Here is a 25,988-nt window from a genome sequence, read left to right as displayed (position 1 = left end):
GCCCTGCGCGGCGCCGTTGGGAGCCAGGGCAGCCCTTGGTGTAAACTGGGCGGGCTGCATAAACCCCGCCATTTTACTGCAAGAGCCCCTGCCCTCTTCGATCCGTGGCCTTCCAACTCTCCGCCCACACCCTCGCCGCCGTTGTGTACGCCCTGCTCGGGGCCCACTACTGGCGCGCCTACCGCAGCCGCCCCCTGGGCGCCTCCCCCCTGGCGGCCCCGGCCGCCGCCCCGCACTGGGCCTCCTGGCTGCTGCCCCTCGGCCTGGCCGCTCAGGGCATCGGGCTCTATGCCGGGCTCTACGGCATCCCGCGCAACGGCGGGCCGATGTCCTTCTCCTTCGCCCTGGCCCTGTCCCTGATGCTGTGGCTGGCGCTGGCGGTGTACTGGCTGGAAAGCTTCCGCACCCGCCTGGGAGGCCAGCCCCTGCTGCTGTTCATTGCCGCCCTGGGCGCCCTCGCCCCGGTGCTCTTCCCCCAGGCCCACCCGCTGCAGCGGGCCGGCTCCACCGGTTTCGAGCTGCACTTCCTCGCCGCCATGGCGGCCTACAGCCTGTTCACCCTGGCCGCCATCCACGCCGTGTTCATGAGCCTGGCGGAGCGCCAACTGCACCGCAAGGACTTGTCACCGGCCCTGGCCACCCTGCCGCCGCTGATGACCATGGAGAACATGCTGTTCCGCATGATCGGCGCCGGCTTCCTGCTGCTCACCGCCGCCCTGGTCACCGGCGTGCTGTTCTCCGAGTCGGTGTTCGGCCGGCCGCTCACCTTCGACCACAAGACGGTCTTCGCCATCGCCTCCTGGGTGATCTTCGCCGGCCTGCTGGTGGGCCGGCGCGTCCGCGGCTGGCGCGGCAAGGTGGCCCTGCGCTGGACTCTGGCCGGCTTCCTGCTCCTGCTGCTGGCCTACGTGGGCAGCCGCTTCGTCGCCGAAGTCATCCTGCACCGCCCGGTGATGTGACGCCGCCGCGATGACCCGCCGCCGACGACCGACGCCCCCGCCGCCCATCTCCCGCCCGCGCTGATGGACGATATTCCCCTTCTGGCGCTGCTTGCCGTCCTGGTGGTGCTGCTGCTCGTCTCGGGCTTCTTCTCGATGACCGAGACGGCCCTGATGGCGGCCAACCGCTACCGCCTGCGCCACCGGGCCGAGGCCGGCGACAAAGGGGCCAAGCGGGTCCTCGGCTTGCTCGCCCAGACCGACCGCATGCTGGGCGCCATCCTGCTCGGCAACAATCTGGTCAATGCCGCCGCCGCCACCCTGGTGTCGGTGATTACCATCACCCTGGTGGGCGACGACAAGTGGGCCCTGGGCCTGGGCACCCTGGCGGTGACCTTCTGCATCCTGGTGGTGTCCGAGGTCTCGCCCAAGATCGTCGGCGCCGCCTATGCCGACCGGCTGGCGCCGCCCCTGGCCTTCCTCCTCACACCCCTGATGCAGCTGACCCGCCCGGTTGTGGGGGTGGTCAACCTGTTCGCCAACGGCCTGCTCTCCCTGCTGCGCCTCAAGCCCAAGCACTACGAGGCCAGCCCTCTGTCCCGAGAGGAACTGCGCTCCCTGGTACTGAGTGCCCGCCACCTGTTGCCGGGCAAGCACCAGAGCATCCTGGTGAACCTGTTCGACCTGGAACGCATCACGGTGGACGACGTGATGACCCCCCGCACCGCCATCGAGGCGGTGGACCTGGAGGCGGACTGGGAGGAGATCGCCGCTCAGGTGGCCACCAGCTACCACACACGGCTGCCGGTGTACCGGGGCGACCTCCACCGCATCGTCGGCATCCTGCACCTGAAGCGGGTGGTGGGGCTCCAGCAACGCGAGCTGCTGAACCGGGAAACCTTGGAAGAATGCCTGGCGCCGCCCTACTTCATTCCCGCCGGCACACCGGCCTTCGCCCAGTTGCAGTTCTTCCAGGAAAACCGCCAGCGCCTCGGCCTGGTGGTGGACGAATACGGCGAGATTGACGGCCTGCTGACCCTGGATGACATCATCGAGGAGATCGTCGGCGAATTCACCACCTCGACTCCCGCCGGCGGCAATCGGCTGGTCTGGGGGGAGGACGGTTCGGTGCTGGTGGACGGCAGCCGCAGCCTGCGCGAACTCAACCGCAAGCTGGGCCTCGACTTGCCCCTGAGCGGCCCCAAGACCTTGAACGGTCTGATCGTCGAGTACCTCCAGGACATTCCGGAAAGCGGGGTCGGCCTCAAAGTGGGCGGAATCTCCATCGAAGTGGTGCACACCCAGGACCGCAGCATCAAGACGGTGCGGTTGTTCCGGCCGACGCCCCGGGAGAAACGCTGAAAAGACGGCTAGAAGTTCCTGCCGCCATCAAATTCCGACGGACCGTGCCGTAAACGACATTAATGCCATGCACAACCCGTTAGAATTCCCGAAAATCCCCGCCCGGCGGGGCTTCCGTCTTTACAAAGAACTGGGTGCTGGGCATTATCCAAGGCCAACCATGTTTTACGCATACCCGCACCGCTTCCTCCCCGCCGCCGGGATTTCGCCCCCGCCGCAGCCTTCGCGCGCCTGCCGGCGCCCGATCCACTCCTGACATCCGGACCATGGCCGCCACTCTGCAGGTCACCTTCAGCGGGCTCGCCCGCGCCCTCGTCCAGGCAGGCCGGCTCCAGGAGGCCGACGCGGAGGCATTCGCCGGCCAAGCGACCGCCAGCAAGACGTCGTTCATCGAACAGGTGGTGGCGAGCAAGAAGCTTTCCGCTCGGGAGGTGGCCCAGTTCGCCGCCGAGACCTTCGGCTACCCGCTGCTCGACCTGCAAGCCTTCGAGAGCGCCAACATTCCCAAGGATGCGATCGACCGCAAGCTGATCTCGACCCACCAGGTGATTCCGCTGTACAAGCGGGGCAACCGCATCGCCATCGCCATCGCCGACCCGACCAACCTGCGCGCCCTGGATGAAATCCGCTTCCAGACCGGTCTGACGGTGGACCCGGTGGTGGTGGTGGAAGAGGCGATCAAGCCCCTGGTCACCCAGTTCTCCGAATCCGCCTCGGAAACCCTGAAGAACCTGGTCGGCGACGACATCAACCTGGAATTCACGGACGAAGAGGCCGGCAGCACCACCGAGGACGCTGCCGCCACCGACGTGGATGACGCCCCGGTCGTCAAGTTCATCCAGAAGATCCTGCTCGACGCCATCAACGACGGGGCTTCGGACATCCACTTCGAGCCCTATGAGAAGTACTACCGCATCCGCTTCCGGGTGGATGGCGTGCTACGCGAGGTGGCGACCCCACCCCTGGCCATCAAGGAGAAGGTTGCTTCGCGGATCAAGGTGATCTCCCGGCTCAACATCGCCGAGAAGCGCGTCCCCCAGGACGGCCGCATGAAGTTGGTGCTGTCCAAGAGCCGGGCCATCGACTTCCGGGTCAGCACCCTGCCCACCATCCACGGCGAAAAGATCGTCCTGCGTATCCTGGACCCGACCTCCGCCACCCTGGGCATCGAGGCCCTGGGCTACGAGCCGGACCAGAAGGCGCAACTGCTCGATGCGGTGCAGCGTCCCTACGGCATGGTGCTGGTGACCGGCCCCACCGGCTCGGGCAAGACCGTGTCGCTCTACACCTGCCTGAACATCCTCAATCAGCCCGGGGTGAACATCTCCACCGCCGAGGACCCGGCGGAAATCAACCTGGCCGGCATCAACCAGGTGAACGTGGACGACAAGGCCGGCCTGACCTTCGCCGCAGCACTGAAATCCTTCCTGCGCCAGGATCCGGACGTGATCATGGTGGGTGAAGTGCGCGACCTGGAAACTGCCGAAATCGCCATCAAGGCAGCCCAGACCGGTCACATGGTGCTGTCCACCCTGCACACCAACGACGCCCCCCAGACCTTAGAGCGCCTGCGCAACATGGGGGTGCCGCTGTTCAACATCGCCTCGTCGGTGATCCTCATCACCGCCCAGCGCCTAGCCCGTCGCCTGTGCAACTGCAAGAAGCCCCTGGAAGTGCCCGAGCAGACCCTGCGCGACGCCGGCTACAGCGACGAGGACGTGGACAGCTACCTGCGCGGCGACTGGACCCTCTACGGCCCCGGCGGCTGTGACCGCTGCAAGGGCAGCGGCTACAAGGGCCGGGTCGGCATCTACCAGGTAATGCCGGTGAGCGAAGAGATCCAGCGCATCATCATGGCCAACGGCAACTCCCTGGACATCGCCGCTCAAGCCAGGAAGGAAGGGGTGCGCGACCTGCGCCAGTCGGGCCTGCTCAAGGCCAAACAGGGGGTCACCTCCCTGGATGAAGTCCTGTCCACCACCAACGCCTAAATTCCAAAAGTCCCACCAGAGGATCCGTCATGGCCAACCCGCCGCGCAAACCAGCCGTATCGATCAAGGAGTTCGTTTTCCTCTGGGAAGGCAAGAACCGGGAAGGCCGGATCGTCCGCGGCGAGTTGCGCGCCCCCAGCGAGACGGTGGTCAACGCCACCTTGCGCCGCCAGGCCATCCTGGTCACCAAGATCACCAAGCAGCGCTTCAAGCGGGGCGGCAAGGTCACCGAAAAGGACATCACCCTGTTCACCCGCCAGCTGGCCACCATGATGAAGTCGGGGGTGCCCCTGCTCCAGTCCTTCGACATCGTCGGCCGGGGCCACGCTAATCCGGCGGTGAGTAAGCTACTGCTCGACATCAAGGCCGACGTGGAAACCGGCAGTTCCCTGTCCCAGGCATTCCGCAAGTACCCGCTCTACTTCGACGCTTTGTTTTGCAACCTGATCGCCGCCGGCGAGCAGGCCGGCATCCTGGAAACCCTGCTCGACCGCCTGGCCACTTACAAGGAAAAAATCCTGGCGATCAAGAGCAAGATCAAGTCGGCCCTGTTCTACCCCACCGCCGTGATCGCCGTGGCCTTCATCATCACCGCGGTGATCATGATCTTCGTTATCCCGGCCTTCAAGGATGTGTTCAAGAACTTCGGCGCCGACCTGCCGGCCCCCACTCTGATCGTGATTAGCATTTCCGACTTCTTCGTCGCCTACTGGTACCTGATCTTCGGCGCCATCGGCGGTGGACTATATGCTTTCTTCGAAGCCTGGAAACGCTCGGAAAACCTGCAGGCGTCCATGGACCGGTTCATGCTGCGCCTGCCCATCTTCGGCGAGATCGTGCGCAAGTCGGTCATCGCCCGTTGGACCCGTACCCTGTCCACCATGTTCGCCGCCGGGGTGCCCCTGGTGGAATCCCTCGACTCGGTAGGCGGTGCCGCCGGCAACCACGTCTACAAGACTGCCACCCGCCAGATCCAGACCGAGGTCAGCACCGGCACCAACCTCACCAGCGCCATGCAGAACACCGCCCTGTTCCCCAACATGGCCATCCAGATGGTAGCCATCGGCGAGGAATCCGGCGCCCTGGATTCGATGCTGGGTAAGGTCGCCGACTTCTTCGAGCAGGAGGTGGATGACGCCGTCGAGGCCCTTTCCAGCCTGATGGAGCCGATCATCATGGTGATCCTCGGCGTGCTCATTGGCGGTATGGTGGTGGCCATGTATCTCCCCATCTTCAAACTGGGCTCTGTGGTCTGACCTCATGGATTTCGTCACCTTCTTCAGCAACACCCCCACGGTCTGGACCGCCCTGGCCACCGTGCTCGGGCTGCTCGTCGGCAGCTTTCTCAACGTGGTCATCTACCGGCTGCCCCTGATGATGGAGCGGGAATGGCAGGAGCAATGCGCCGAATTGCGCGGCGAAAGCCTGCCGGCCCAATCGCCCCTGTCACTGGCCACGCCCCGTTCCCGCTGCCCCTCCTGCGGGCACGGCATTCCCGCCTGGGAGAACGTCCCCCTGTTCAGTTGGCTGCTGCTGCGGGGCAAGTGTTCCTCCTGCGCCACACCGATCTCTCCGCGCTACCCCCTGGTCGAGGCCCTGACCGGCGTGCTGACCGGGTTGGCAGCCTGGCACTTCGGCTTCACCCTGGCCGCCGCCGGCGCCATCCTGCTCACTTGGGCACTGATCGCCCTGGCCTGGATCGACCTGGACACCCAGCTGCTGCCCGATTCCATCACCCTGCCGCTGCTCTGGTTGGGGCTGGGCCTGGCCCTCGTGCCAGCGTTTGCCGATCTGCACTCGGCGGTGATCGGTGCCATGGCCGGCTACCTGTCCCTGTGGAGCGTCTACTGGCTGTTCAAGCTGCTCACCGGCAAGGAAGGCATGGGCTATGGCGACTTCAAGCTGCTCGCCGCCCTGGGGGCCTGGATGGGCTGGCAGATGCTGCCGCTCATCATCCTGCTCTCGTCCCTGGTCGGCGCCCTGGTCGGCATCGCCCTGATCCTGGGCGCCGGGCGGGGGCGCAGCATCCCCATTCCCTTTGGCCCCTACCTGGCTGCGGCCGGCCTGATCGCCCTGTACGGCGGCAAGACCCTGACCAACCAATATCTAGCCCTGGTGTTGTGACCGCCCACGTATTGGCTTGAAACGCCAATCCGGTGCCCCCATATGGCGCCGAGAGAGGGACTGGACCGAGGCGTCCCGCCCTTCGGCTATAATCTTTCGTTTTCCGGAACCGGCAGGCCATCGCCACGCTCGCCCCGGTTCCCGCTGGAGACTTTGCCATGCCCATTTACGAATACCGCTGCGACACTTGCGGCTTCCAGAAGGAATACCTGCGGAAGGCGAGCGATCCGCTCCTCACTACCTGCCCCGAGTGCGGCAAGGAAACCTTCACCAAGATGCTCTCCGCCGCCGGCTTCCAACTGAAAGGCAGCGGCTGGTACGCCACCGACTTCAAGGGCGGCGGCTCCTGCGCCGCATCTACCGGCGACGGTCCGCCCCCCTGCCAGAGCGGCGCCTGTCCCGCCGCCAGCTAAGCCTGCCCGGGCCGGTTTTCCGGCCCGACCGTTTTTTCCGCCCTGCGAGCCGACACCCATGCGGTCTGGATTCCTCAAGCGCTATTTCATCACCGGTCTTCTGATCTGGGTGCCGCTGGCCATCACCGCCTGGGTGCTCAACCTGATCGTCGGCACCATGGACCAGTCCCTGCGGCTGCTCCCGGCCTCGATCCACCCCCAGAACCTGCTCGGGATGAACATCCCTGGCATGGGCGCCCTGATCACCCTGCTGGTGATCCTGGTCACCGGCATGGCCGCCGCCAACATCATCGGCCAGAAGCTGGTGCGCTGGTGGGAAGGCCTGCTCGCCCGCATCCCGGTGGTCAACTCCATCTACAAGGGCGTCAAGCAAATTTCCGACACCCTGTTCTCGCCCAACGGCCAGGCCTTCCGCAAGGCCCTGCTGGTCCAGTATCCCCGCGAGGGCTCCTGGACCATCGCCTTCCAGACCGGTCGCCCGGGCGGCGACGTGGCCAACCATCTGACCGGCGACTTCGTCAGCGTCTACGTTCCCACCACCCCCAACCCGACCTCGGGCTTCTTCCTGATGATGCCCCGGGCCGACGTGGTCGAACTGGACATGACGGTGGACGACGCCCTCAAGTACATCATTTCCATGGGTGTGGTCGCCCCGCCGATCCCCTCGGCGGCCACCGCCCCCGGCACCCTCACCGCCTCCCGCTCCGCCCAGGTCTGACCCGGGCACGATCGCAGGCAGCAACCCTTTCATCAGCACTCAAGCCATCATGCGTTCTCACTACTGCGGACAACTCAACGCCTCCCTCGAAGGCCAGATCGTCACCCTGTGCGGCTGGGCCCACCGTCGCCGCGACCACGGCGGCGTCATCTTCATCGACCTGCGCGACCGGGAGGGCATGGCCCAGGTAGTGTGCGATCCGGATCGCCCTGAAATGTTTGCTACCGCAGAGTCGGTGCGCAACGAGTTCTGCCTGAAGATCACCGGCAAGGTGCGCCTGCGCCCGGCCGGTACCGAGAACAAGAACCTGGCCTCCGGCGAAATCGAAATCCTCTGCCAGGAGATCGAGGTACTGAACGCCTCGGTCACTCCGCCGTTCCAGCTCGATGAGGACAACCTCTCCGAGAACGTGCGCCTGACCCACCGGGTGATCGACCTGCGCCGCCCCCAGATGCAGAAGAACCTGCTGCTGCGCTACGCCGTGGCCCGGGCCTTCCGCCGCTTCCTCGACGCCAACGGCTTCATCGACGTGGAAACCCCGATGCTCACCAAGAGCACCCCGGAAGGCGCCCGCGACTACCTGGTGCCCTCCCGCGTCCATGACGGCCAGTTCTTCGCCCTGCCCCAGTCGCCCCAGCTGTTCAAGCAGCTGCTGATGGTGGCCGGCTTCGACCGCTACTACCAGATCACCAAGTGTTTCCGCGACGAGGACCTGCGCGCCGACCGCCAGCCCGAGTTCACCCAGGTCGATATCGAGACCTCGTTCATGGGTGAAGCCGAAATCACCGCCCTGATGGAACAGCTGATCCGCGTGGTGTTCAAGGAAGCCCTGGACGTGGAGCTGCCCAACCCGTTCCCGCGCATGACCTACGGCGAGGCCATGGCCCGCTTCGGCTCCGACAAGCCCGACCTGCGCGTCACCCTGGAGCTGGTGGACGTCACCGACGCCGTCGCCGACGTGGCCTTCAAGGTCTTCTCCGGCCCGGCCACCTCCGGCGGCCGTGTCGCCGCCCTGCGCATCCCCGGCGGCAGTGCCCTGACCCGCTCCGAGATCGACGCCTACACCCAGTTCGTCGGCATCTACGGCGCCAAGGGCCTGGCCTACATCAAGGTCAACGACGTGGCCCAGCCCAACGAGGCCGGCTTGCAGTCGCCCATCGTCAAGAACCTGCACGAGCAGGCCCTCAAGACTATCCTCGAGCGCACCGGCGCCCAGAACGGCGACCTGATCTTCTTCGGCGCCGACAAGACCAAGGTGGTCAACGACGCCCTCGGCGCCCTGCGCATCAAGATCGGCCATGAAAAGGGCTACCTGAACGGCAAGGCCTGGGAACCCCTGTGGGTAGTGGACTTCCCCATGTTCGAGTACGACGAGGACGACAAGCGCTGGACCGCCTGCCACCACCCGTTCACCGCCCCCAAGGACGAGCACCTGGAGTTCCTCACCAGCGATCCCGGCAAGTGCCTGGCCAAGGCCTACGACCTGGCCCTCAACGGCTGGGAAATCGGCGGCGGCTCGGTGCGTATCCACCGCGCCGACGTGCAGGAGAAGGTCTTTACCGCCCTGGGCATCGACGAGGAAGAAGCCCAGCTCAAGTTCGGCTTCCTGCTCGACGCCCTCAAGTACGGCGCGCCGCCCCACGGCGGCCTGGCCTTCGGCCTAGACCGGATCGTCACCATGATGACCGGCGCCGAATCGATCCGCGACGTGATCGCCTTCCCCAAGACCCAGCGCGCCCAGTGCCTGCTCACCAACGCCCCCTCGGCAGTGGACGAGAAGCAGCTGCGCGAGCTGCACATCCGCCTGCGCAACGTGGTCAAGGCCGAAGGCGCCGCCTGAGCACCGCCCGGCGCCGGCCGGATTGGCCGGACGCATTGAAATCGGACCACCGGCGCGGCCCCTGCCGCGCCGGATGAGGACGCCCCCATGGCCCACTTCCTCCGCACCGTCCTGCGCCGCGCCGGCACCACCGGCCTGACGGCCCTGCTGCTGGCCGGCCTGGCCACCGGCGCCGCCGCCCGCGGCCACCGGGACAGCGCCGATCGAGCCGACACGGCCGCTACAACCGCCTTCACCGGTGGCACCATCGCCGCCGCCGAGCTTCCCGCCGAAGCCCGTCGCACCCTGGCGGCCATCCAGGCCGGTGGCCCCTTCCCCTACGCCCGGGACGGCGTCGTCTTCGGCAATTTCGAAAAGCGTCTGCCGCAGCGCTACCGTGGCTACTACCGGGAATACACGGTGGACACCCCGGGAGCCCGCAACCGGGGCGCCCGGCGCATCGTCGCCGGCGAAGGCCCGGCCCGGGATGTGCGCCGCTCCGGCGAGTATTACTATTCGGACGACCACTACCGCAGCTTCCGCCAGATCCACCCCTGACACCCCGCCATGAGCCCCACGCCCCACGACCCCGCTGCCGACCTGCCGGACGTGCAGGAACCCGACCTGGCCGCCATCCTGCGCCGCTCCGACCTGGGCGGCGTCTATGCCCTGCCTTTTTCCGGCCGCGGCGAGGTGGAACGGGCCTGCACCCTGTGCGGCCACCGCCTGCATAGCGCCGACGGCGAAGACAGCGAGGATGTGGGCATCGTCCTGGCCCTGCTCGGCCGCGACCTGCAACTGCCGGACTACTACGGCGCCAACTACGACGCCCTGGCCGACTGCCTGTGCGACGACGCCTGGGCCGCCCCCGCCGGCGGCGACGTCCCAGGTCAGGTGCTGGTGATCGGCGGCAGTGCCGCCCTCAAGAACGCCGATCCGGAAGGCTTCGACACCCTGTGCGCCGTTTTTGCCGCCGCCGCCGACTACTGGCGTGAAGCCGGCGTGCCGTTCTGGGTGTTTTTCGACCTGCCCGCAGACGGCCTGGCGGACCTGCCCATCCTGCCGGCCTGACGCAGCCGCCCCGCCCTTACCCTCTTCCCTGCCGTGCCTTACAAGGTCCCGGAATCGGTCCTGGTGGTGATCCACACCCCGGACCTGGAGGTGCTGCTGATCGAGCGCGCCGCCCACCCCGGCTACTGGCAGTCGGTCACCGGCAGCCTGGAATCCGGTGAATCGCCACGGCAGACCGCCTGCCGCGAGGTCGGTGAGGAAACCGGCCTCGCACTGCCCCCCGAGCGTTTTTGCGACTGGCAGCTGACCAACCGCTTCGCCATCTTCGCCGAGTGGCGCCACCGCTACGCCCCGGGTGTCAGCCACAACATCGAGCACGTATTTTCCCTGGCGGTGCCGGCCCCCTTCGCCCCCCGCCTGGCTCCCGACGAGCACCGGGACGCCTGCTGGCTGCCCTGGCGCGACGCCGCCGCCCGTTGCTTCTCCTGGACCAACCGGGACGCCATCCTGATGCTCCCGGACCTCGCCGCCCGCTCCTCCCGGCCCTGATCCGGCACGCCACAAGCTGCGCCGGATCAAACACTCGCCACGGCCCTCTTGAAAACGGCGATTCCGCTTCTATATCGGTAATGTCCAGCGTCGGACGCCCCATCATGGCGCCGCCGCCATCGTCCGTTTCCGACTTCGTTTCGAGGAGGACTACCATGGCCAACTTACTCAGCCGATTCGCCGCCCCCCGTTCCATCGCTTCCGGTCTGCCCGACCCCTTCGACGAGCTGTTCAAGGGCTTCTTCGTCCGGCCGGTGGAATTTCCCAACCAGCCCGCAGCGCCCACCATGCGCATGGACGTGAAGGAAAACGAGGAAGGCTACCAAGTCCACGCCGAACTGCCCGGGGTCAAGAAGGAAGACATCCAGGTCACTATCGACGGCGGCACCCTGTCCATCTCCGCCGAAGTGCGGCAGGAGAATGAAGAGAAGGAAGGCGACCAGGTGCTGCGTGCCGAACGCTACTTCGGCAAGGTCTCGCGCAGCGTGCAGTTGCCCCACGAGATCGACGAGGCCGCTGCCGCGGCCCGCTTCGCCGACGGCGTGCTGGAACTGACCCTGCCCAAGCGCCAGGGCACCAGCAGCAAGCGCCTGACCATTTCCTGAGCACATCCGGACCACCGAGTGGGTCTAGGCGGTGGCAGTTCATCTAGCGCCGTCGCCGAAACCGGCCCTCCCGCACCGCGGGGGCCGGCTTTTTCTTTCGCTGACGCGGCGGGTAGAATTCGCGGGCTTCGATTACCGGAACCCGCCATGACCAGCACCGCCCAACCGTCGCTCCCTGCCTTCAAGGCCGCCATCCTGGCCGAGGCCCTGCCCTACATCCGCAAGTTCCACGGCAAGACCATCGTGGTCAAGTACGGCGGCAACGCCATGACCGACGAAAAGCTCAAGCAGTGCTTCGCCCGGGACGTGGTGCTGCTCAAGCTGGTGGGCCTGAACGTGATCGTCGTCCACGGCGGCGGCCCCCAGATCGAGAACCTGCTCGGCCGGGTCGGCAAGAAGGGCGAATTCATCCAGGGCATGCGCGTCACCGACGCCGAGACCATGGAGATCGTCGAGATGGTGCTGGGCGGCCAGGTCAACAAGGACGTGGTGAACCTGATCAACCAGGCCGGCGGCAAGGCCGTGGGCCTGACCGGCAAGGACGGCGGCTTCATCCGCGCCAAGAAGCTGATGCTGCCCAACAAGGACAATCCGGACGCCCCCATCGACGTGGGCCAGGTGGGAGATATCACCCAGATCGACCCGTCCCTGATCAGCTTCCTCGACCAGGGCCAGTTCATCCCGGTGATCGCGCCCATCGGCGTGGGCGAGGACGGCGAGTCCTACAACATCAACGCCGACGTGGTGGCCGGCAAGCTGGCCGAGATTCTCAAGGCGGAAAAGCTGGTGCTGCTGACCAACACCCCCGGGGTGCTGGACAAGGCCGGCAACCTGCTCACCGGCCTGACCCCCAAGCAGATCGACGACCTGGTGGAAGACGGCACCCTCTCCGGCGGCATGCTGCCCAAGATCGGCTCGGCCCTGGACGCCGCCCGCAACGGGGTGAAGAGCGTGCACATCATCGACGGCCGGGTGGAGCACGCCCTGCTGCTGGAAATCCTCACCGACCACGGCGTCGGCACCATGATCAAGAGCCACTGACCCACCGTCGCCCCGCCTCGGGGCGGTAACCCCGCACCGCGCCGCAATACCGGCGCGGTGCGGCCCAAGCCCGGCTTACGCCGGGCTTTCTTTTGTCCGTCGCCGGAATCTGACAACCTCGAAATTCAACTTACCGTAACCGATAGCTCACTAAGTAATTTCCACAATATCTGCACCAAAGCAGGGCACGTAAGGTTGGCGCCGCAGTCGAGCATGGGCCGCAGAGCCCGGTCGCTGCCATGCCGCCCCCCAACCCCAAGAGCAAACGAATCCAGAGAGGAGACTTCATGTCCCGTACCACGTCCCCGCGCCGTCCGTCCCGCCTCAAGCAACTGGGCTTCCTCGTCCCCCTGGCCCTCCTCAGCGCCAGCGCCCTGGCCCAGGGCCCGGTCAACGTGCACGGCAAGGAGAAGATCGGCACCGTCCAGCAGGTCTACGACGGCGCCCTGTTCCCGGATGTCCAGGTCAACACCTTCCGCAACATCGACCGCCTGTTCTCCACCCGCACCGTCAAGCACGGCACCAAGGTCTATCCCCTGCCCGCCGCCGACAAGACCCTGGGCAACTTCAAGTTCACCTCCAACGGCAAAGACTACGACCTCTACGACTACGTCTCCCTCAACCGGGTGAGCGGCCTGCTGGTGATCAAGAACGGCAAGGTGGCCTTCGAGAACTACCAACTGGGCAACAGCGACAAGACCCGCTGGATGTCCATGTCGGTGGTCAAGTCGATCACCGCCACCCTGATCGGCGCCGCCATCAAGGACGGCTACATCAAGAGCATCGACGATCCCGTCACCCGCTACCTGCCCCAGCTGGCCGGCAGCGCCTACGACGGCGTGAGCGTGCGCAACCTACTGCAGATGGCCTCCGGGGTGAAGTGGAACGAGACCTACACCGACCCCAACTCCGACCGTCGCCACATGCTCGAAGTGCAGAACAGCCAGAAGCCCGGCGGCGTGCTTGAGCTGATGGCCAAGCTGCCCCGCGCCGCCGAGCCCGGCACCCGCTGGAACTACAGCACCGGCGAGACCCACGTGGCCGGCGCCCTGGTGCGCGCCGCCGTCGGCAAACCGGTGGCCCAGTACCTGTCTGAAAAGATCTGGAGCAAGTTCGGCATGGAATCCGACGCCACCTGGTGGCTCGAATCCCCGGACGGCCTGGAAGTGGGCGGTAGCGGCCTGTCCGCCACCCTGCGCGACTACGGCCGTTTCGGCCTGTTCCTGATGGGCGGCGGCAAGGCCGGCGGCGAGCAGGTCCTGCCCGACGGCTGGGTCCAGGAAGCGGGCAGCCCGAAGATGGTGGACGGCAAGCAGGTCAACTACGGCTACATGCTGTGGCCGATCCCGAACGCTGCCGGCACCATCAACGAAGGCGCCTTCGAAGCCCGCGGCATCTTCGGCCAGCACATCTACATGAACCCCAAGGAAAACGTGGTGGTCGTGGTGTGGAGCGCCCTGCCCAAGCCCACCGGCAAGGCCACCGTCGGCGACAACGACTTCTTCGCCGCCGTCAGCCAGGCCGTGCGCTGACCCGGGACGCTGCCGGCGCGGCCTCGCGCCGGCAGCCCCCTTTGCACCGCGCCCCCGCCGTCACTGCCGGGGGCGCGGTCACGTCCGGCCCGGCCTCCGGGCCCAGACCCCGGGAGTAGAATCGCCCCATGGTTTCCCCCGCCCCCCACCGCCGCGACCGGGTCTGGCTGTTCGATCTGGACAACACCCTGCACAACGCCAGCCCCCACATCTTCCCCCACATCAACGCCTCGATGACGTCCTACATCCAGCAGCACCTGGGGCTGGACGAGGCCGAGGCCAACCGTCTGCGCCAACACTACTGGACCCGCTACGGCGCCACCCTGCTCGGGCTGATGCGCCACCACGGCACCGACCCGCGCCACTTCCTCTGGCACACCCACCAGTTTCCCGACCTGCCGCGCATGGTGGTGGCGGAAAAGCGGCTCGGCCATGCCCTGGAGCGCCTGCCCGGACGCAAGGTGCTGTTCTCCAACGCCCCCCAGCACTACACCGAGGCCATCCTCGACATCACCGGCATCGGCCCCCACTTCGACGCGGTCTACACCGTGGAGCGCCTGCGCTTCCAACCCAAGCCACTGATGGCCGGCTTTGTCCGCCTGCTGCGCAACGAGCGCCTCGACCCGCGCCGCTGCATCATGGTCGAGGACAGCTTGGCCAACCTGCGCACCGCCAAGCGCCTGGGCATGACCACGGTGTGGGTGAGCACCGGCTCGCGCCAGCCGCCCTACGTGGATGCCACCGTGCGCTCGGCCTGCGACCTGCCCCGGCTCATGCCCCTGGCCTGCGGCCGGCTATAATCGCCCTAACCGCCGGCCACCTGCCCCACCGCCACCGCGCCGGACGGACCAAAATCACTCAGGGATTCCATACATGGCAAGCAAACCGGGGGAGCGCCGGCTGCAGATCCTGCAGACCCTGGCGGAAATGCTGGAGGCGCCCAAGGGCGAAAAGATCACCACCGCCGCCCTGGCGGCCCGGCTGGAGTGTTCCGAGGCGGCCCTGTACCGGCACTTCGCCAGCAAGGCCCAGATGTTCGAGGGGCTGATCGAATTCATCGAATCCAGCCTGTTCGGCGTCATCAACCAGATCGGCGCCGAAGAGCCCCGGGGCCTGGCCCAGGTGGAGCAGATCCTGGCCCTGCTGCTGCGCTTCGCCCAGAAGAACCGGGGCATGACCCGGGTGCTGGTGGGCGACGCCCTGGTCAACGAGAACGAGCGCCTGCAAGCCCGCATCAACGCCCTGCACGACAAGGTCGAGGCGGCCCTCAAGCAGTCCCTGCGGGTGGCCGCCACCCAGGGCCAGGTGGGCGCCGGCGCCGATATGGCGGCCCTGGCCAGCCTGCTGCTGTGCTTTGTCGTGGGCCGCTGGCAGCAGTACGCCAAGAGCGGCTTTTCCCGGGAGCCCCTGGCCCAGTGGCCCCAGCAGTGGCCGCTCCTGGCCATGGCCTGCCTAGCCACCGCCGGCGAGGCCGAACCGGCCTGAGCCAAAAGACGCATCGCCAAACCCCGCGCCAGGCGCGGACCTTCGCGCCCCCTGCTTGAAGAGGCGCAAAAACAAAGGGCCTTGGCGACGGTATCGCCAAGGCCCTTTATCCATGCGGGGTTTGCGCCCCCCGGGATTCCCCCCTGGGCGGCGAACCCCACTGGCGTGTTAGCCCCGCTCCTTCAGCCAGGCGGCGGCGTCCAGGGCGAAATAGGTGAGGATGCCGTCGGCGCCGGCCCGCTTGAACGACAGCAAAGCCTCCAGAACGCAGGCGCGCTCGTTCAGCCAGCCGTTCTGGATGGCGGCACGCAGCATGGCGTATTCACCGCTCACCTGGTAGGCGTAGGTGGGCACGCCGAATTCGTCCTTCACCCGGCGCACGATGTCCAGGTAGGGCATGCCGGGCTTGACCATGACCATGTCGGCGCCCTCGTCCAGATCCTGGGCCACCTCGCGCAGGGCCTCGTCGGAATTGCCCGGGTCCATCTGGTAGGTGTACTTGTTGCCCTTGCCCAGGTTGGCGGCAGAGCCCACGGCGTCGCGGAACGGGCCGTAGAAGCTGGAGGCATACTTGGCCGAATAGGCCAGGATGCGGGTGTGGATCAGCTTCTTGTCGTCCAGGGCGGCGCGGATGGCCCCGATGCGGCCGTCCATCATGTCCGAGGGGGCCACCACGTCGGCGCCGGCCTCGGCGTGGCAGAGGGCCTGCTTGACCAGCACCTCCACCGTCTCGTCGTTCATCACGTAGCCGCGCGGATCGTTCGGGGCGATCAGGCCGTCCTGGCCGTGGCTGGTGTAGGGGTCCAGGGCCACGTCGGTGATGACACCCAGTTCGGGGAATTCCTTCTTCAAGGTCCGCACCACGGTGGGCACCAGGCCCTCCGGGTTGTAGGCCTCCTCGGCCAGTTCGCTCTTGCCCGCCTGGCCGATCACCGGAAACAGGGCCAGGGCGGGCACCCCCAGGCCGAGGGCCTTCTCGGCGGTCTTCAGCAACAGGTCCAGGGTCTCGCGCTCGACCCCGGGCATGGAGGCCACGGCTTCGCGGCGGTTACTGCCTTCAAGGACGAACACCGGGTAGATCAGGTCATCGGCGGTGAGCACCGATTCGCGCATCAGGCGGCGGGAAAAATCGTCGCGGCGCATGCGGCGCATCCGGGTGGTGGGATAACGCCCTGGCAGACGGCTCATAACGGCTCCTGGAAACTATTTCGAAAAAATTAACGAGCCCCGGGAACTAAACGGAACGGCGCGAACTCTACCCATGCAGATGGTTCTCACCGTCTCCCGCTTTACCTCCCTGAGCGGGTGCCTTAATCACATTAAGGCATTTCACCCCCGGTTCCCCCTTATCCGGGGGTTTTTTTTTGCCGGGGGCAGACTCACCCGTCCCGCTGCCGGACGCCCTGCCCGCAAGGCACGGCGCCGGCCCCGCTCATTTGGCCGGCGACGCTTTATCCGCTACCGGCCGGGGGTTGCGCTTGACCTTGTTGATCTTGTCCAGGCGGCGCTTTTCGGCGGCCGCAGCCGCCTCTTTCTTGGCCTCGGCGGCGGCGCGCACGTCCTCGGGATCGATGCCCAGCCAGGGGGCCAGCACCGCTTCCGCCTCTTCGATGCCGGTCTTCTTCAGGCTGGAGAACAACTGCACCGTGACCCGGTCGCCCCAGTCCTTGGCCGCCTCCCGGGTGACCCGCAGGGATTTGGACTGCTCGGCCCGGGTCAGCTTGTCAGCCTTCGACAGCATGATGTGCACCGGCTTGCCGGTGGGGGCAAACCAATCGAGCATGTGCCGGTCGAGCTCGGTGAACGGGTGGCGGCTGTCCATGATGATGACCAGCCCGGCCAACTGCTCGCGGCGCGCCAGGTAAGGCCCCATCAGCCGGTCCCACTGGGCGCGGATTTCTTCCGGCGCCTTGGCGAAGCCGTAGCCCGGCAGGTCCACCAGGTACTTGCCCGGAGCCAGGGTGAAATAATTGAGGTGCTGGGTGCGGCCCGGCGTCTTGGAGACGTAAGCCAGGCGCGTATGGTTGGCCAGGGTATTGATGGCCGACGATTTTCCCGCGTTGGAACGCCCGGCGAACGCCACTTCGCGCTCGGCGTCGGTGGGCAGATCGGCCAGGCTGGCCACGGTGGTGAGGAAAACCGCCTTTTGGAACAAAGGCATGATGCTCGCCCAGAAAAAGCAAAGTGCTATAGAATATCAGGTTTGCAAAATCCTCGATTTGCAGCCTGTTTCAAGGCCCAGACCCGGTCGCGCTGGTCTGCATCGCAGCGGTCTGGCCTCACACGATTCATCCCGCCAATTTCGCCAGTTTGAAAAAATAGGAGTCCGGACATGACGCGTCTCTCGGCGCTGGTGCTTCTGCTCGTCGCCAGCATTTCCTCCGCCGTGGCCACCGAAGCCGCCGCCCCCAAGGCCGACCCGGCCAAGGCCAAGGCCATCGTCGACGGCGTCTGCGTCGCCTGCCACGGTGCCGACGGCAACAGCCCGGCTTCCGCCAACCCGAACCTGGCCGGCCAGCACCCGGACTACATCTACAAGCAGCTGAGCAACTTCAAGGCTGCCGAGGGCAAGCCCGCCCTGCGCAACAACCCGATCATGGGCGGCATGGTCGCCGCCCTGTCCGACGAAGACATGCGCAACCTGGCCGCCTACTTCGGCGAGCAGAAGCTCAAGCCCCAGGTAGCCAAGGACGACCCCGCCAAGCTCGCCCTGGGCAAGAAGCTGTGGCGCGCCGGCGACCTGAACCGCGGCATTCCCGCCTGCGCCGGCTGCCACGGCCCCGCCGGTGCCGGTCTGCCTGCCCAGTACCCGCGCCTGAGCGGCCAGTACGCCGACTACACCGCCACCCAGCTGAAGGCCTTCCGCGGCGAAGAGCGGGCCAACGACGCCGAAGCCGTGATGCGCACCATCGCCGGCAAGCTCTCCGACAAGGAGATCGCCGCCGTTGCCGAGTACGCTGCCGGCCTGCGCTAAGCCGCACCGCTCGCGCCAGTCGCACTCAGCAAAACGGGCAGCCCTAGGGCTGCCCGTTTTGCTTTTGGCGCCGGCGGATGAGACTCTGCGCCGGGCCCGCCCCGCACAGTCGCCTTGCCCCTGGAATTATCCGTAAGCCCCCTGGTCTAACAGGGACTTTCCGGCACCTGCCGGCGTCTGCTGTTCAGCCAGGCACGATGCGGCCTGGCAGCCCTCAGGAGGAGGCACGATGAAAACCATCGCCCGTCTGCTGCACCAGAAGCCGCACCAACGGATCATCAGCACCACCCCGGACGAAACAGTGTTCGACGCCCTGGCCAAGCTGGCCGAGTTCGAGATCGGCGCCCTGCCTGTCATGGAAGGGGAACGACTGGTCGGCATCTTTTCCGAGCGGGACTACGCCCGCAAGGTGATCCTGCACGGCAAGAGTTCCCGGGAAATCCCGGTGCGCGAAATCATGACCAGCCGGGTGATCTACATTCCGCCGAGCCTGACCGTGGAAGAGGGGCTGGCCCTGATGACCGACAAGCGCATCCGCCACCTGCCGGTGATGGAAGGCGAGCGACTGATCGGCCTGGTGTCCATCGGCGACCTGGTCAAAGCCAAGATTTCCGAACAGGAATTCATCATCGACCAACTGGAGCGCTACATCACGCGCTGACCTGCTTGCGCCCGGCGGCCGCAGCCGCCAACCGTTCCCACCCCGCCCACATCCGCCCGGCCTGGGTCTATGCCGGCTCCTCGGGCTTGCCCACGGCCGCCCCGGCATTGTTTTCGGCGGCATGGGCGGCCAAGTCCGCCAGTTCGGCGGCACTGAAGCCGGCGGCAAGGCGTGCCTCGGTATTGAACGGCGGCTTGACCCGGGGCGCCCGGTAATCGTCGAGCAGACGCCGATAGGTAGCCTCGGCGGGCAGGCCGCGTTCGGCACACAGGTGGCGGAACCAACGGTCGCCCAGGGCCACGTGGCCCACTTCGTCACGCAGGATCACCTCCAGGGCGGCCACCGTCTCCGCATCCCCGGCCTGGCGGAAGCGCGCCAGGATCGGCGGCGTGGCGTCCAGCCCCCGGGCCTCCATCAAGCGCGGCACCAAGGCCATGCGCGCCAGGGGGTCGTCGGCGGTCTTCAGCGCCAACTCCCACAGGCCGTTGTGGGCTGGGAAATCCCCGTAGTCGTAATCGAGCCCGCGTAACCGCGCCCGGATCAGGCCGAAGTGCAGGGCCTCCTCCGCCGCCACCTGCAACCAGCCGCCATAGTAGTCGGCGGGCAGACCGCGGAAGCGGAAGGCCGCATCCAGGGCCAGGTTGATAGCGTTGAACTCGATATGGGCTACGGCGTGGAGCATGGCGCCCCGCCCTTCCCGGGTGCCGACCCCGCGCAGCGGCACCTGGGCCGGGGGCACCAGTTCCGGCCGGGCCGGCCGCCCCGGCACGGGCAGGGGGATCGCCGGCACGGCCGCGCAATCGTCTCCCAACGCGGACCAGCCGCCTGCCTGCCAGTCGCCCCACAGGGCGGTGGCGGCGGCGCACTTGGCGTCCGGGTCGGTTTCGCGCAGGGCGGCCAGGATGCGGGCGAACAGGCCCAGGCGGGAAGAAGGGAGAGGGGAAGGCACGGGCGATGCCGGCGTACTGGCATCACGCACCGTTACAAGTCGGTCGGTCATGGCGGGATATTTTAAGCGGCTCCGCTGTCAGGAATTAAGGCCCTGCATCGACTCACGGACAGCAGTGACCGATCCCGGTGCGCCGCGCCATTTCGAGATTTCCCGCGAGGCTGCCATGCCCCTTCTGATCCGCCGCCCCTCCGACATCCGGCCGTCGGAAATCACCTCCCCGGAACACTTCAGCCGCCGCCGCGAGCTGATCGCCGCCCTGGGCCTGGGCCTAGGCGCCGCCGGCCTCGCTCTCCCCCGCCACGCCCTGGCCGCCCCGGCGCCGGCCGGCGTATCGCCCCCCACCGGCTTTCCCCCGGTGGCCCGGGCCGCCCCGGGCAGTCCCTGGTTCAGCGACGAGTCCCAGACGCCGAAGAGTGCCATCACCAGTTACGGTAATTTCTACGAATACGGCGTAGACAAGGCCGCCCCGGGCAAGTACGCACCGGGCCTGCTCAAGACCCGCCCCTGGACTGTGGCGGTGGAAGGCGAGGTGCTCAAGCCGCGCACCTTCGCCATCGACGACCTGCTCAAGCTCGCCCCCCTGGAAGAGCGCATCTACCGGCTGCGCTGCGTCGAAGGCTGGAGCATGGTGGTGCCCTGGGTGGGCTATTCCCTGTCCGCGCTGATCAACAAGGTGGAGCCCACCGGCAACGCCAAATTCATTGAATTCGTCACTCTGGCCGACCCGGCCCAGATGCCCGGGGTACGCTCGCCCCTGCTCGACTGGCCCTACGTCGAAGGTCTGCGCCTGGACGAGGCCCGCCACCCCCTGACCCTGCTCGGCCTGGGCCTCTACGGCGAGGCCCTGCCGGCCCAGAACGGCGCCCCGGTGCGCATCGTGGTGCCCTGGAAGTACGGCTTCAAGAGCGCCAAGTCGATCGTCAAGATCCGCTTCCTGCGCGAACAGCCCACCTCCACCTGGACCCGGGCCGCTCCCTCCGAGTATGGTTTCTACTCCAACGTCAATCCGGCGGTGGACCACCCGCGCTGGAGCCAGAAGACCGAACGGCGCCTGGGCGAATGGCGCCGCCGCCCCACTCTGCCCTTCAACGGCTATGCCGACCAGGTGGCCGGCCTGTATGCCGGCATGGACCTGAAAAAGAATTTCTGAACATGCACCAATCTCCCGCCACCCCGCGCCGCAGCGCGCCGATCCCCCTGCCCCCCTACACCCCCGGGCGGGGCATGCTCGCCACCATCAAGATCGTGCTGTTTGCCGTCTGCCTGATCCCGGCGGTGCGGTTGGCCACGGCTTTGCTCGGCGACAACCTGGGCCCCAACCCGATCGAGGAATTGCAGAAGGACCTGGGCTTCTGGACCCTGACCTTCCTGTGGATCACCCTGGCGGTGACGCCGCTGCGCCAGCTCACCGGCCAGCACTGGCTGGTGCGGCTGCGCCGCATGCTCGGTCTGTTCGCCTTCTTCTACGGCTGCCTGCATTTCGCCAACTGGCTGGGGCTGGACATGGGCTTCGACGGCGAGCTGATCGTGGACGACCTGACCAAGCGCCCCTTCGCCATCCTCGGCTTCGCCACCCTGCTGCTGATGGTTCCCCTGGCGGCCACCTCCAGCAACCGGGCGATCAAGTGGCTCGGCGGCAAGCGCTGGCAGGCCCTGCACCGCTCGGTGTACGCGGTGGCGATCCTGGGCATGGTCCATTACCTGTGGGGAGTGAAGAAGATCGCCCTGACCACGCCGCTGATCTTTGCCGCCCTGCTGGCGGTGCTGCTCGGCTACCGGGCCTGGGACCGGGCGCGGCGCTTCACCCCGGCCGGCCGAGGCGAGCCGCCGGGCGGCATGCCCCGGGTGGTACCGACGGTGACGGTGCAGCCGGTGCGCTTCATGGAGCGGCCCAAGTAGGCTGGCGACTCTCGCCCCGTAAACGACAAGGGCGCCGCGGCCAAGCCGGGCGCCCTTGTGCTTTTGGCAGTGTGCCGCCGGCCTACTTGAGCGAGCCTCCCGCCGGACGCTCCATGAAACGGACGATGGCGCGGCCGTCGTCGGCCGTCTTGCGCTCGGCTTTCCAGGCATGGCCGTAGACCACCTCTACCGTGGCCGGCAGACGGCCGTCGGGCAGGTGCCGGTAGGCGGCCTCCAGCTCACGCCAATGGCTGGCGGTGGTCAGGCCGCGGCGCCGGCCGGCCAGGGCGCAGGTGCTGCCCAGGCCCTTCAGCTCGGCCAGCAGGGCGCCCAGGTCGGCGTAGGTGAGGGTCAGGGCTTCCATGTCCATCACCGGGTCGGCAAAGCCAGCGTGGACCAGCAGGTCCCCCAGGTCGTGCATGTCGATGAAGGGATGGGTCAGGGCGGGCGCCCCTGCCGCCACGCCGGCGGCGCGCAGCTCGCGCAGGGTGTCCGGCCCCAGGGTGGCGAACATCCACAGGCCACCCACCTCCAGCACCCGGGCAGTCTCGGCGATGGCCGGGCGCGGGTCGGCCAGGTCGGCCAGCATCAGATTGGACCACACCAGCCCCAGGGAGCGGGACGGCAGCGGCAGGGCCTCGGCGGAGGCTGCTGCCCGAAACGCCGCGCCAGTGCTTGATTTGCCGAGCAGCCCCTTGGAGAACCGCGCCAGTCGTGTGGTTAGCGAGGCATCCTGTGGAGATCGGCCAGCCATGAGCATTTCCGGGCAGGCATCGATGCCGATCACCGTCGCCGCCGGGTAGCGGGCCTGGAGCATGGCCAGGTCGGCGCCACTGCCGCAGCCCAGGTCCAGAACCCGGCTGGGGCTGATGGTCACATAGTCGAGGCGCTCGGCCATGCGCCCGGCGATCTCCCGGGGCAGGAAGGCGTGGGTGTCATAGCCCGCCGCCGCCCGGGCCTGGGCGCGGCGCTGGCGGGCTCTGTCGAAAACGGGAAAGCCGCCAGCAGTGCTGGCGGCTTTCGGCGCGTGGGGCTCGTGACCTGCGGGCAAGGTATCAGACGCCCTTCAGGCCCAGCTTGGCGAACAGCGCGTCATCCCGGCCGGTGTCCGGGTTGCCGGTGGTGAGCAACTGGTCGCCGTAAAAGATGGAGTTGGCGCCGGCCAGGTAGCACAGGGCCTGCAACTCTTCGCTCATCTCGCGCCGGCCGGCGGACAGGCGAACGAAGGAGGTGGGCATGGAGATGCGGGCGGCGGCGATGGTGCGCACGAACTCGATGCCATCCACCGCCTTGGCGCCGGCCATGGGGGTGCCGGGAACCGCCACCAGGTTGTTGATGGGCACCGACTCCGGGGCCGGCGACAGGTTGGCCAGCTGGGCGATCAGGCCGGCCCGGTTGCGCCGGGTCTCGCCCATGCCCACGATGCCGCCGGAGCAGACGTGGATGCCGGCGTCGCGCACCTTGTCCAGGGTGTCGAGGCGGTCGCCATGGGTGTGGGACTTGATCACCTGGCCGTAGAACTCCTTGTCGGTGTCCAGGTTATGGTTGTAGTAGTCGAGGCCGGCCTCGGCCAGCTTGGCGGCCTGGCCTTCCTTGAGCATGCCCAGGGTGACGCAGGTCTGCAGGCCCAGGGATTTGACCGCCTTGACCATCTCCACCACCGAATCCAGGTCCTTGTCCTTGGGGCCGCGCCAGGCGGCGCCCATGCAGAAGCGGGAAGCGCCGGCGTCCTTGGCGGCCTTGGCGGCGGCCACCACCTCGTCCAGGGGCATCATGCGGTCCGGGCCGGTCTTGGCGTCCACGTGGGTCTCGTAACGGGCCGACTGGGAGCAGTAGCCGCAATCCTCGGAACAGCCGCCGGTCTTCACCGAAAGCAGGGTGGAACGCTGGATGGCGTTGGGGTCGAAGTGCTCGCGGTGCACCTGGGCGGCCCGGTACACCAGGTCCATGAAGGGCAGGTCGAACAAGGCCAGCACGGCATCCACCGTCCAGGGCGTCGCGGCGGGGGCGGCAGAAGAAGCCGGGGCGGAGCGTTCGGCAACGGAGGTGTGCATGGGCGGTCTATCCAGAGAAGCGGGGCACAACCATGCGCAGCGAGGTCGCATCCATGTGCCCGAAAAAACGAAAGCCCCGCAAGGTCGGACCCGGTTCATGAAACCGGGGAGCGGGGCGTCTGTAATTATGAATAATCGGTGATTTCCCGAAGGGTGTCAATTTTACCCAAAGCCGGGCAAAACCCCAGCCCCGATGACGCCCCGCTCGCCAAAAACCCCTTTCGCAATAAGGATTTGACGGTAGCATAGGTAGTATCGCCCGCCCGCCGGAGCCCCCATGCACCTACGCCTCGCCGGCCCTCGTGCCGCCCTCGGACTGCTGCTCGACACCCTGCTGCCGCGGGAGTGTCCCCTATGCGGCGGCCGCCTCGCCCCCAGCAGCGACGCGGTACTCGACCTGCTGTGCGCCGGCTGCCGCGCCGACCTGCCGCAACTCCCCGACGCCCGCTGCCCGGTGTGTGCCAGCCCCAGCGCCGGGAACCAGCCCTGCGGTGCCTGCCTGCGCCATTCGCCCCGCTTCGACGCCACCTTTTCCGTCTGGCCCTACGCCTACCCAGTCAATGGACTGATCCAGGCCCTCAAGTACGGCAGCCGTCTCGATCTGGCCGCCCCCCTGGCCCAGGCCCTGCTCGCCGAGCTGGAGCACCCGGACTCGGCCCAAGCCCGCTACTGGCCGGTAACAGGATGGGACGCGGTGATTCCCGTGCCCCTGCACGACGAACGGCTACGGGAACGGGGCTACAACCAGGCCCAAGAACTGGCCCGCCCTCTCGCCCGGCTGCTCTGCCGCCCCCTGTGGGACGATGCCTTGCACCGGGTCCGGGCAACCCCGTCCCAGGCCGGCGAAAGCCGCGAAGAACGGCTCAAGGGGGTGCGCGCCGCCTTCGTCGCGGCGGAAAAAGTGGCCGAGCAGCGGGTGCTATTGGTGGATGACGTGATGACCACCGGCGCCACGGCGGACGCCTGCGCCCACGCCCTCAAGGTGGCCGGCGCAACGGCGGTGGGCGTGGCGGTGGTGGCCCGCACGCTGCGTAGTTGAAGCAGGACTGCGAAGACTGCACGACAAAAGCCGGCCCGGTGGCCAAGGCGTCACGATGCGGCGTCGGTGCCGATCCACCTAATCCCGACGCAGCCCCTCAGCACCGCTCACCGAATCACGCAAATCACACACCAAGGCGAGAAAAGCCCCGGCCAGGACCGGGGCTTCCGCGTTCAGCGGGAACGCTGCTCCGCCATGGCCGCCAGCTCAGGCGGCAGATTGCCGGCGGCGCGGGCCCGGGCGAAAGCCTCCTTGGCGTCGCCGCCGCGCCCATCGGCCTCCAGCGCCAGGGCCAGCCCCAACCACCAGCGCCCCTCGCCCGGATTGAGCCGGGCCGCCGCCAGGTAGTGCTCGGCCGCGTCCTTATGGCGGCTCTGCCGGGCCAGCAGGTTGCCGTAGAGGCCCTGGAAATCGGCATAGTCCTGCCCTGCCGGGGCCGACTTCTGCAAGGTCGCCAGGGCCGTGGCCACTTCGCCCCGCTCGGCCTGCAAGCGCGCCAGCGCCACTGCCCAGGTCACCTGGCCGGGATTGGCCTCCAGACCTTCGGCCAGCACCTGGCGAGCCTCGTCGCCGGCCCGCTGTTCGAGCAGCAGGCGCACCAACAGTTGCCGCGCGTTGGCATGGGTCTGGTCCTGGCGCAGGGCGGCGCGCAGCCTTTCCTGGGCCTCGGCCACCCGGCCACTATTCAGGGATTGCACCGCCAGCCGATATTCCTGCTCGGCCCGGTCCCGCGGGGTCGCCAAGCGCAGATTCTTCTCGATCTTCTCCGGCCCGCTCGCCGTTTGAGGCGCCCCCTTGGGGGCGGCCGGCACATTGGCGGA

General features: G+C 67.4%; 27 protein-coding genes. 21 read left to right on the top strand and 6 right to left on the bottom strand.

Annotated elements, in window-relative coordinates:
* Positions 1 to 104: 104 nt before the first annotated feature.
* The 16 genes from V7Z98_RS10955 (at position 105) to slmA (ending at position 15,588) form a co-directional block, all read left to right on the top strand.
* Entirely contained in the window at positions 105 to 959 is an 855-nt protein-coding gene (locus V7Z98_RS10955; protein ID WP_334158003.1) for a cytochrome C assembly family protein, read from the top strand.
* A 63-nt stretch (positions 960 to 1,022) separates the two neighbouring features.
* The gene (locus V7Z98_RS10950; RefSeq protein ID WP_334158002.1) at positions 1,023 to 2,300 is read left to right on the top strand and encodes an HlyC/CorC family transporter; all 1,278 of its coding nucleotides are present in this window, start codon (positions 1,023 to 1,025) and stop codon (positions 2,298 to 2,300) included.
* 266 nt (positions 2,301 to 2,566) lie between these two features.
* Positions 2,567 to 4,291, top strand: coding sequence for a type IV-A pilus assembly ATPase PilB (gene pilB, locus V7Z98_RS10945; protein ID WP_334158001.1), 1,725 nt, complete (start codon positions 2,567 to 2,569; stop codon positions 4,289 to 4,291).
* A 29-nt stretch (positions 4,292 to 4,320) separates the two neighbouring features.
* Positions 4,321 to 5,547 (top strand): type II secretion system F family protein, encoded by a 1,227-nt coding sequence (locus tag V7Z98_RS10940; protein ID WP_334158000.1) that lies wholly within the window; start codon positions 4,321 to 4,323, stop codon positions 5,545 to 5,547.
* 4 nt (positions 5,548 to 5,551) lie between these two features.
* On the top strand, positions 5,552 to 6,415 hold the full coding sequence (locus tag V7Z98_RS10935; protein WP_334157999.1) for a prepilin peptidase: 864 nt from the start codon (positions 5,552 to 5,554) through the stop codon (positions 6,413 to 6,415).
* A gap of 158 nt (positions 6,416 to 6,573) precedes the next feature.
* Entirely contained in the window at positions 6,574 to 6,828 is a 255-nt protein-coding gene (locus tag V7Z98_RS10930) for an FmdB family zinc ribbon protein (RefSeq protein WP_334157998.1), read from the top strand.
* Between the two features lie 58 nt (positions 6,829 to 6,886).
* On the top strand, positions 6,887 to 7,546 hold the full coding sequence (locus V7Z98_RS10925; protein ID WP_334157997.1) for a DUF502 domain-containing protein: 660 nt from the start codon (positions 6,887 to 6,889) through the stop codon (positions 7,544 to 7,546).
* A 49-nt stretch (positions 7,547 to 7,595) separates the two neighbouring features.
* The gene (gene aspS, locus V7Z98_RS10920; RefSeq protein WP_334157996.1) at positions 7,596 to 9,386 is read left to right on the top strand and encodes an aspartate--tRNA ligase; all 1,791 of its coding nucleotides are present in this window, start codon (positions 7,596 to 7,598) and stop codon (positions 9,384 to 9,386) included.
* Between the two features lie 87 nt (positions 9,387 to 9,473).
* Entirely contained in the window at positions 9,474 to 9,923 is a 450-nt protein-coding gene (locus V7Z98_RS10915) for a ribonuclease domain-containing protein (protein WP_334157995.1), read from the top strand.
* A 9-nt stretch (positions 9,924 to 9,932) separates the two neighbouring features.
* Positions 9,933 to 10,436 (top strand): barstar family protein, encoded by a 504-nt coding sequence (locus tag V7Z98_RS10910; protein WP_293265861.1) that lies wholly within the window; start codon positions 9,933 to 9,935, stop codon positions 10,434 to 10,436.
* Positions 10,437 to 10,469: 33 nt separating this feature from the next.
* The gene (nudB, locus tag V7Z98_RS10905; protein WP_334157994.1) at positions 10,470 to 10,925 is read left to right on the top strand and encodes a dihydroneopterin triphosphate diphosphatase; all 456 of its coding nucleotides are present in this window, start codon (positions 10,470 to 10,472) and stop codon (positions 10,923 to 10,925) included.
* 155 nt (positions 10,926 to 11,080) lie between these two features.
* Positions 11,081 to 11,530, top strand: a complete 450-nt coding sequence (locus V7Z98_RS10900) for an Hsp20/alpha crystallin family protein (protein WP_334157993.1) — start codon at positions 11,081 to 11,083, stop codon at positions 11,528 to 11,530.
* 147 nt (positions 11,531 to 11,677) lie between these two features.
* Positions 11,678 to 12,571 carry an acetylglutamate kinase gene (gene argB / locus V7Z98_RS10895; protein ID WP_293265867.1) on the top strand — a complete coding sequence of 298 codons (894 nt, stop codon included), beginning with the start codon at positions 11,678 to 11,680 and terminating at the stop codon, positions 12,569 to 12,571.
* A 287-nt stretch (positions 12,572 to 12,858) separates the two neighbouring features.
* On the top strand, positions 12,859 to 14,103 hold the full coding sequence (locus V7Z98_RS10890) for a serine hydrolase domain-containing protein (protein WP_334157992.1): 1,245 nt from the start codon (positions 12,859 to 12,861) through the stop codon (positions 14,101 to 14,103).
* Positions 14,104 to 14,231: 128 nt separating this feature from the next.
* Complete coding sequence (locus V7Z98_RS10885; protein WP_334157991.1) at positions 14,232 to 14,903, top strand: pyrimidine 5'-nucleotidase; 672 nt, start codon at positions 14,232 to 14,234, stop codon at positions 14,901 to 14,903.
* Positions 14,904 to 14,976: 73 nt separating this feature from the next.
* Positions 14,977 to 15,588: a nucleoid occlusion factor SlmA gene (slmA, locus tag V7Z98_RS10880; protein WP_334157990.1), complete on the top strand. Its 612-nt coding sequence runs from the start codon at positions 14,977 to 14,979 to the stop codon at positions 15,586 to 15,588.
* A gap of 168 nt (positions 15,589 to 15,756) precedes the next feature.
* On the opposite strand, the gene hemB is transcribed toward slmA, so the two are convergent.
* Positions 15,757 to 16,776 carry a porphobilinogen synthase gene (gene hemB / locus V7Z98_RS10875; RefSeq protein WP_334157989.1) on the bottom strand — a complete coding sequence of 340 codons (1,020 nt, stop codon included), beginning with the start codon at positions 16,774 to 16,776 and terminating at the stop codon, positions 15,757 to 15,759.
* 244 nt (positions 16,777 to 17,020) lie between these two features.
* Positions 17,021 to 17,749, bottom strand: a complete 729-nt coding sequence (yihA, locus tag V7Z98_RS10870; RefSeq protein ID WP_293265877.1) for a ribosome biogenesis GTP-binding protein YihA/YsxC — start codon at positions 17,747 to 17,749, stop codon at positions 17,021 to 17,023.
* Between the two features lie 171 nt (positions 17,750 to 17,920).
* Between yihA and V7Z98_RS10865 the strand changes: the two genes are divergently transcribed.
* Positions 17,921 to 18,562 (top strand): c-type cytochrome, encoded by a 642-nt coding sequence (locus tag V7Z98_RS10865; RefSeq protein WP_293265879.1) that lies wholly within the window; start codon positions 17,921 to 17,923, stop codon positions 18,560 to 18,562.
* Between the two features lie 229 nt (positions 18,563 to 18,791).
* The gene (locus V7Z98_RS10860; protein ID WP_293265881.1) at positions 18,792 to 19,223 is read left to right on the top strand and encodes a CBS domain-containing protein; all 432 of its coding nucleotides are present in this window, start codon (positions 18,792 to 18,794) and stop codon (positions 19,221 to 19,223) included.
* A gap of 67 nt (positions 19,224 to 19,290) precedes the next feature.
* Here V7Z98_RS10860 and V7Z98_RS10855 read toward each other — a convergent pair whose 3' ends face one another.
* On the bottom strand, positions 19,291 to 20,172 hold the full coding sequence (locus V7Z98_RS10855; protein ID WP_334157988.1) for a ferritin-like domain-containing protein: 882 nt from the start codon (positions 20,170 to 20,172) through the stop codon (positions 19,291 to 19,293).
* A gap of 166 nt (positions 20,173 to 20,338) precedes the next feature.
* On the opposite strand from V7Z98_RS10855, the gene msrP reads away from it, so the two are divergent.
* Both msrP and V7Z98_RS10845 read left to right on the top strand, forming a co-directional pair.
* Positions 20,339 to 21,325, top strand: a complete 987-nt coding sequence (gene msrP / locus V7Z98_RS10850; protein WP_334157987.1) for a protein-methionine-sulfoxide reductase catalytic subunit MsrP — start codon at positions 20,339 to 20,341, stop codon at positions 21,323 to 21,325.
* 2 nt (positions 21,326 to 21,327) lie between these two features.
* Positions 21,328 to 22,074, top strand: a complete 747-nt coding sequence (locus V7Z98_RS10845; protein ID WP_334157985.1) for a sulfite oxidase heme-binding subunit YedZ — start codon at positions 21,328 to 21,330, stop codon at positions 22,072 to 22,074.
* Positions 22,075 to 22,156: 82 nt separating this feature from the next.
* Here V7Z98_RS10845 and V7Z98_RS10840 read toward each other — a convergent pair whose 3' ends face one another.
* Positions 22,157 to 23,125, bottom strand: coding sequence for a methyltransferase domain-containing protein (locus tag V7Z98_RS10840; RefSeq protein ID WP_334157984.1), 969 nt, complete (start codon positions 23,123 to 23,125; stop codon positions 22,157 to 22,159).
* 4 nt (positions 23,126 to 23,129) lie between these two features.
* Complete coding sequence (gene bioB, locus V7Z98_RS10835; RefSeq protein WP_334157982.1) at positions 23,130 to 24,128, bottom strand: biotin synthase BioB; 999 nt, start codon at positions 24,126 to 24,128, stop codon at positions 23,130 to 23,132.
* A gap of 277 nt (positions 24,129 to 24,405) precedes the next feature.
* Here bioB and V7Z98_RS10830 point away from each other — a divergent pair, with 277 nt between their 5' ends.
* Positions 24,406 to 25,167 (top strand): ComF family protein, encoded by a 762-nt coding sequence (locus V7Z98_RS10830; protein ID WP_334157981.1) that lies wholly within the window; start codon positions 24,406 to 24,408, stop codon positions 25,165 to 25,167.
* Between the two features lie 173 nt (positions 25,168 to 25,340).
* On the opposite strand, the gene V7Z98_RS10825 is transcribed toward V7Z98_RS10830, so the two are convergent.
* Positions 25,341 to 25,910, bottom strand: coding sequence for a tetratricopeptide repeat protein (locus V7Z98_RS10825; RefSeq protein WP_334157980.1), 570 nt, complete (start codon positions 25,908 to 25,910; stop codon positions 25,341 to 25,343).
* Between the last annotated feature and the right edge of the window lie 78 nt (positions 25,911 to 25,988).

Origin of the sequence: Oryzomicrobium sp. (assembly GCF_036820405.1) — a bacterium.
Taxonomy (GTDB): Bacteria; Pseudomonadota; Gammaproteobacteria; order Burkholderiales; family Rhodocyclaceae; genus Oryzomicrobium.
This window is presented reverse-complemented; position numbering and strand designations above follow the sequence as displayed.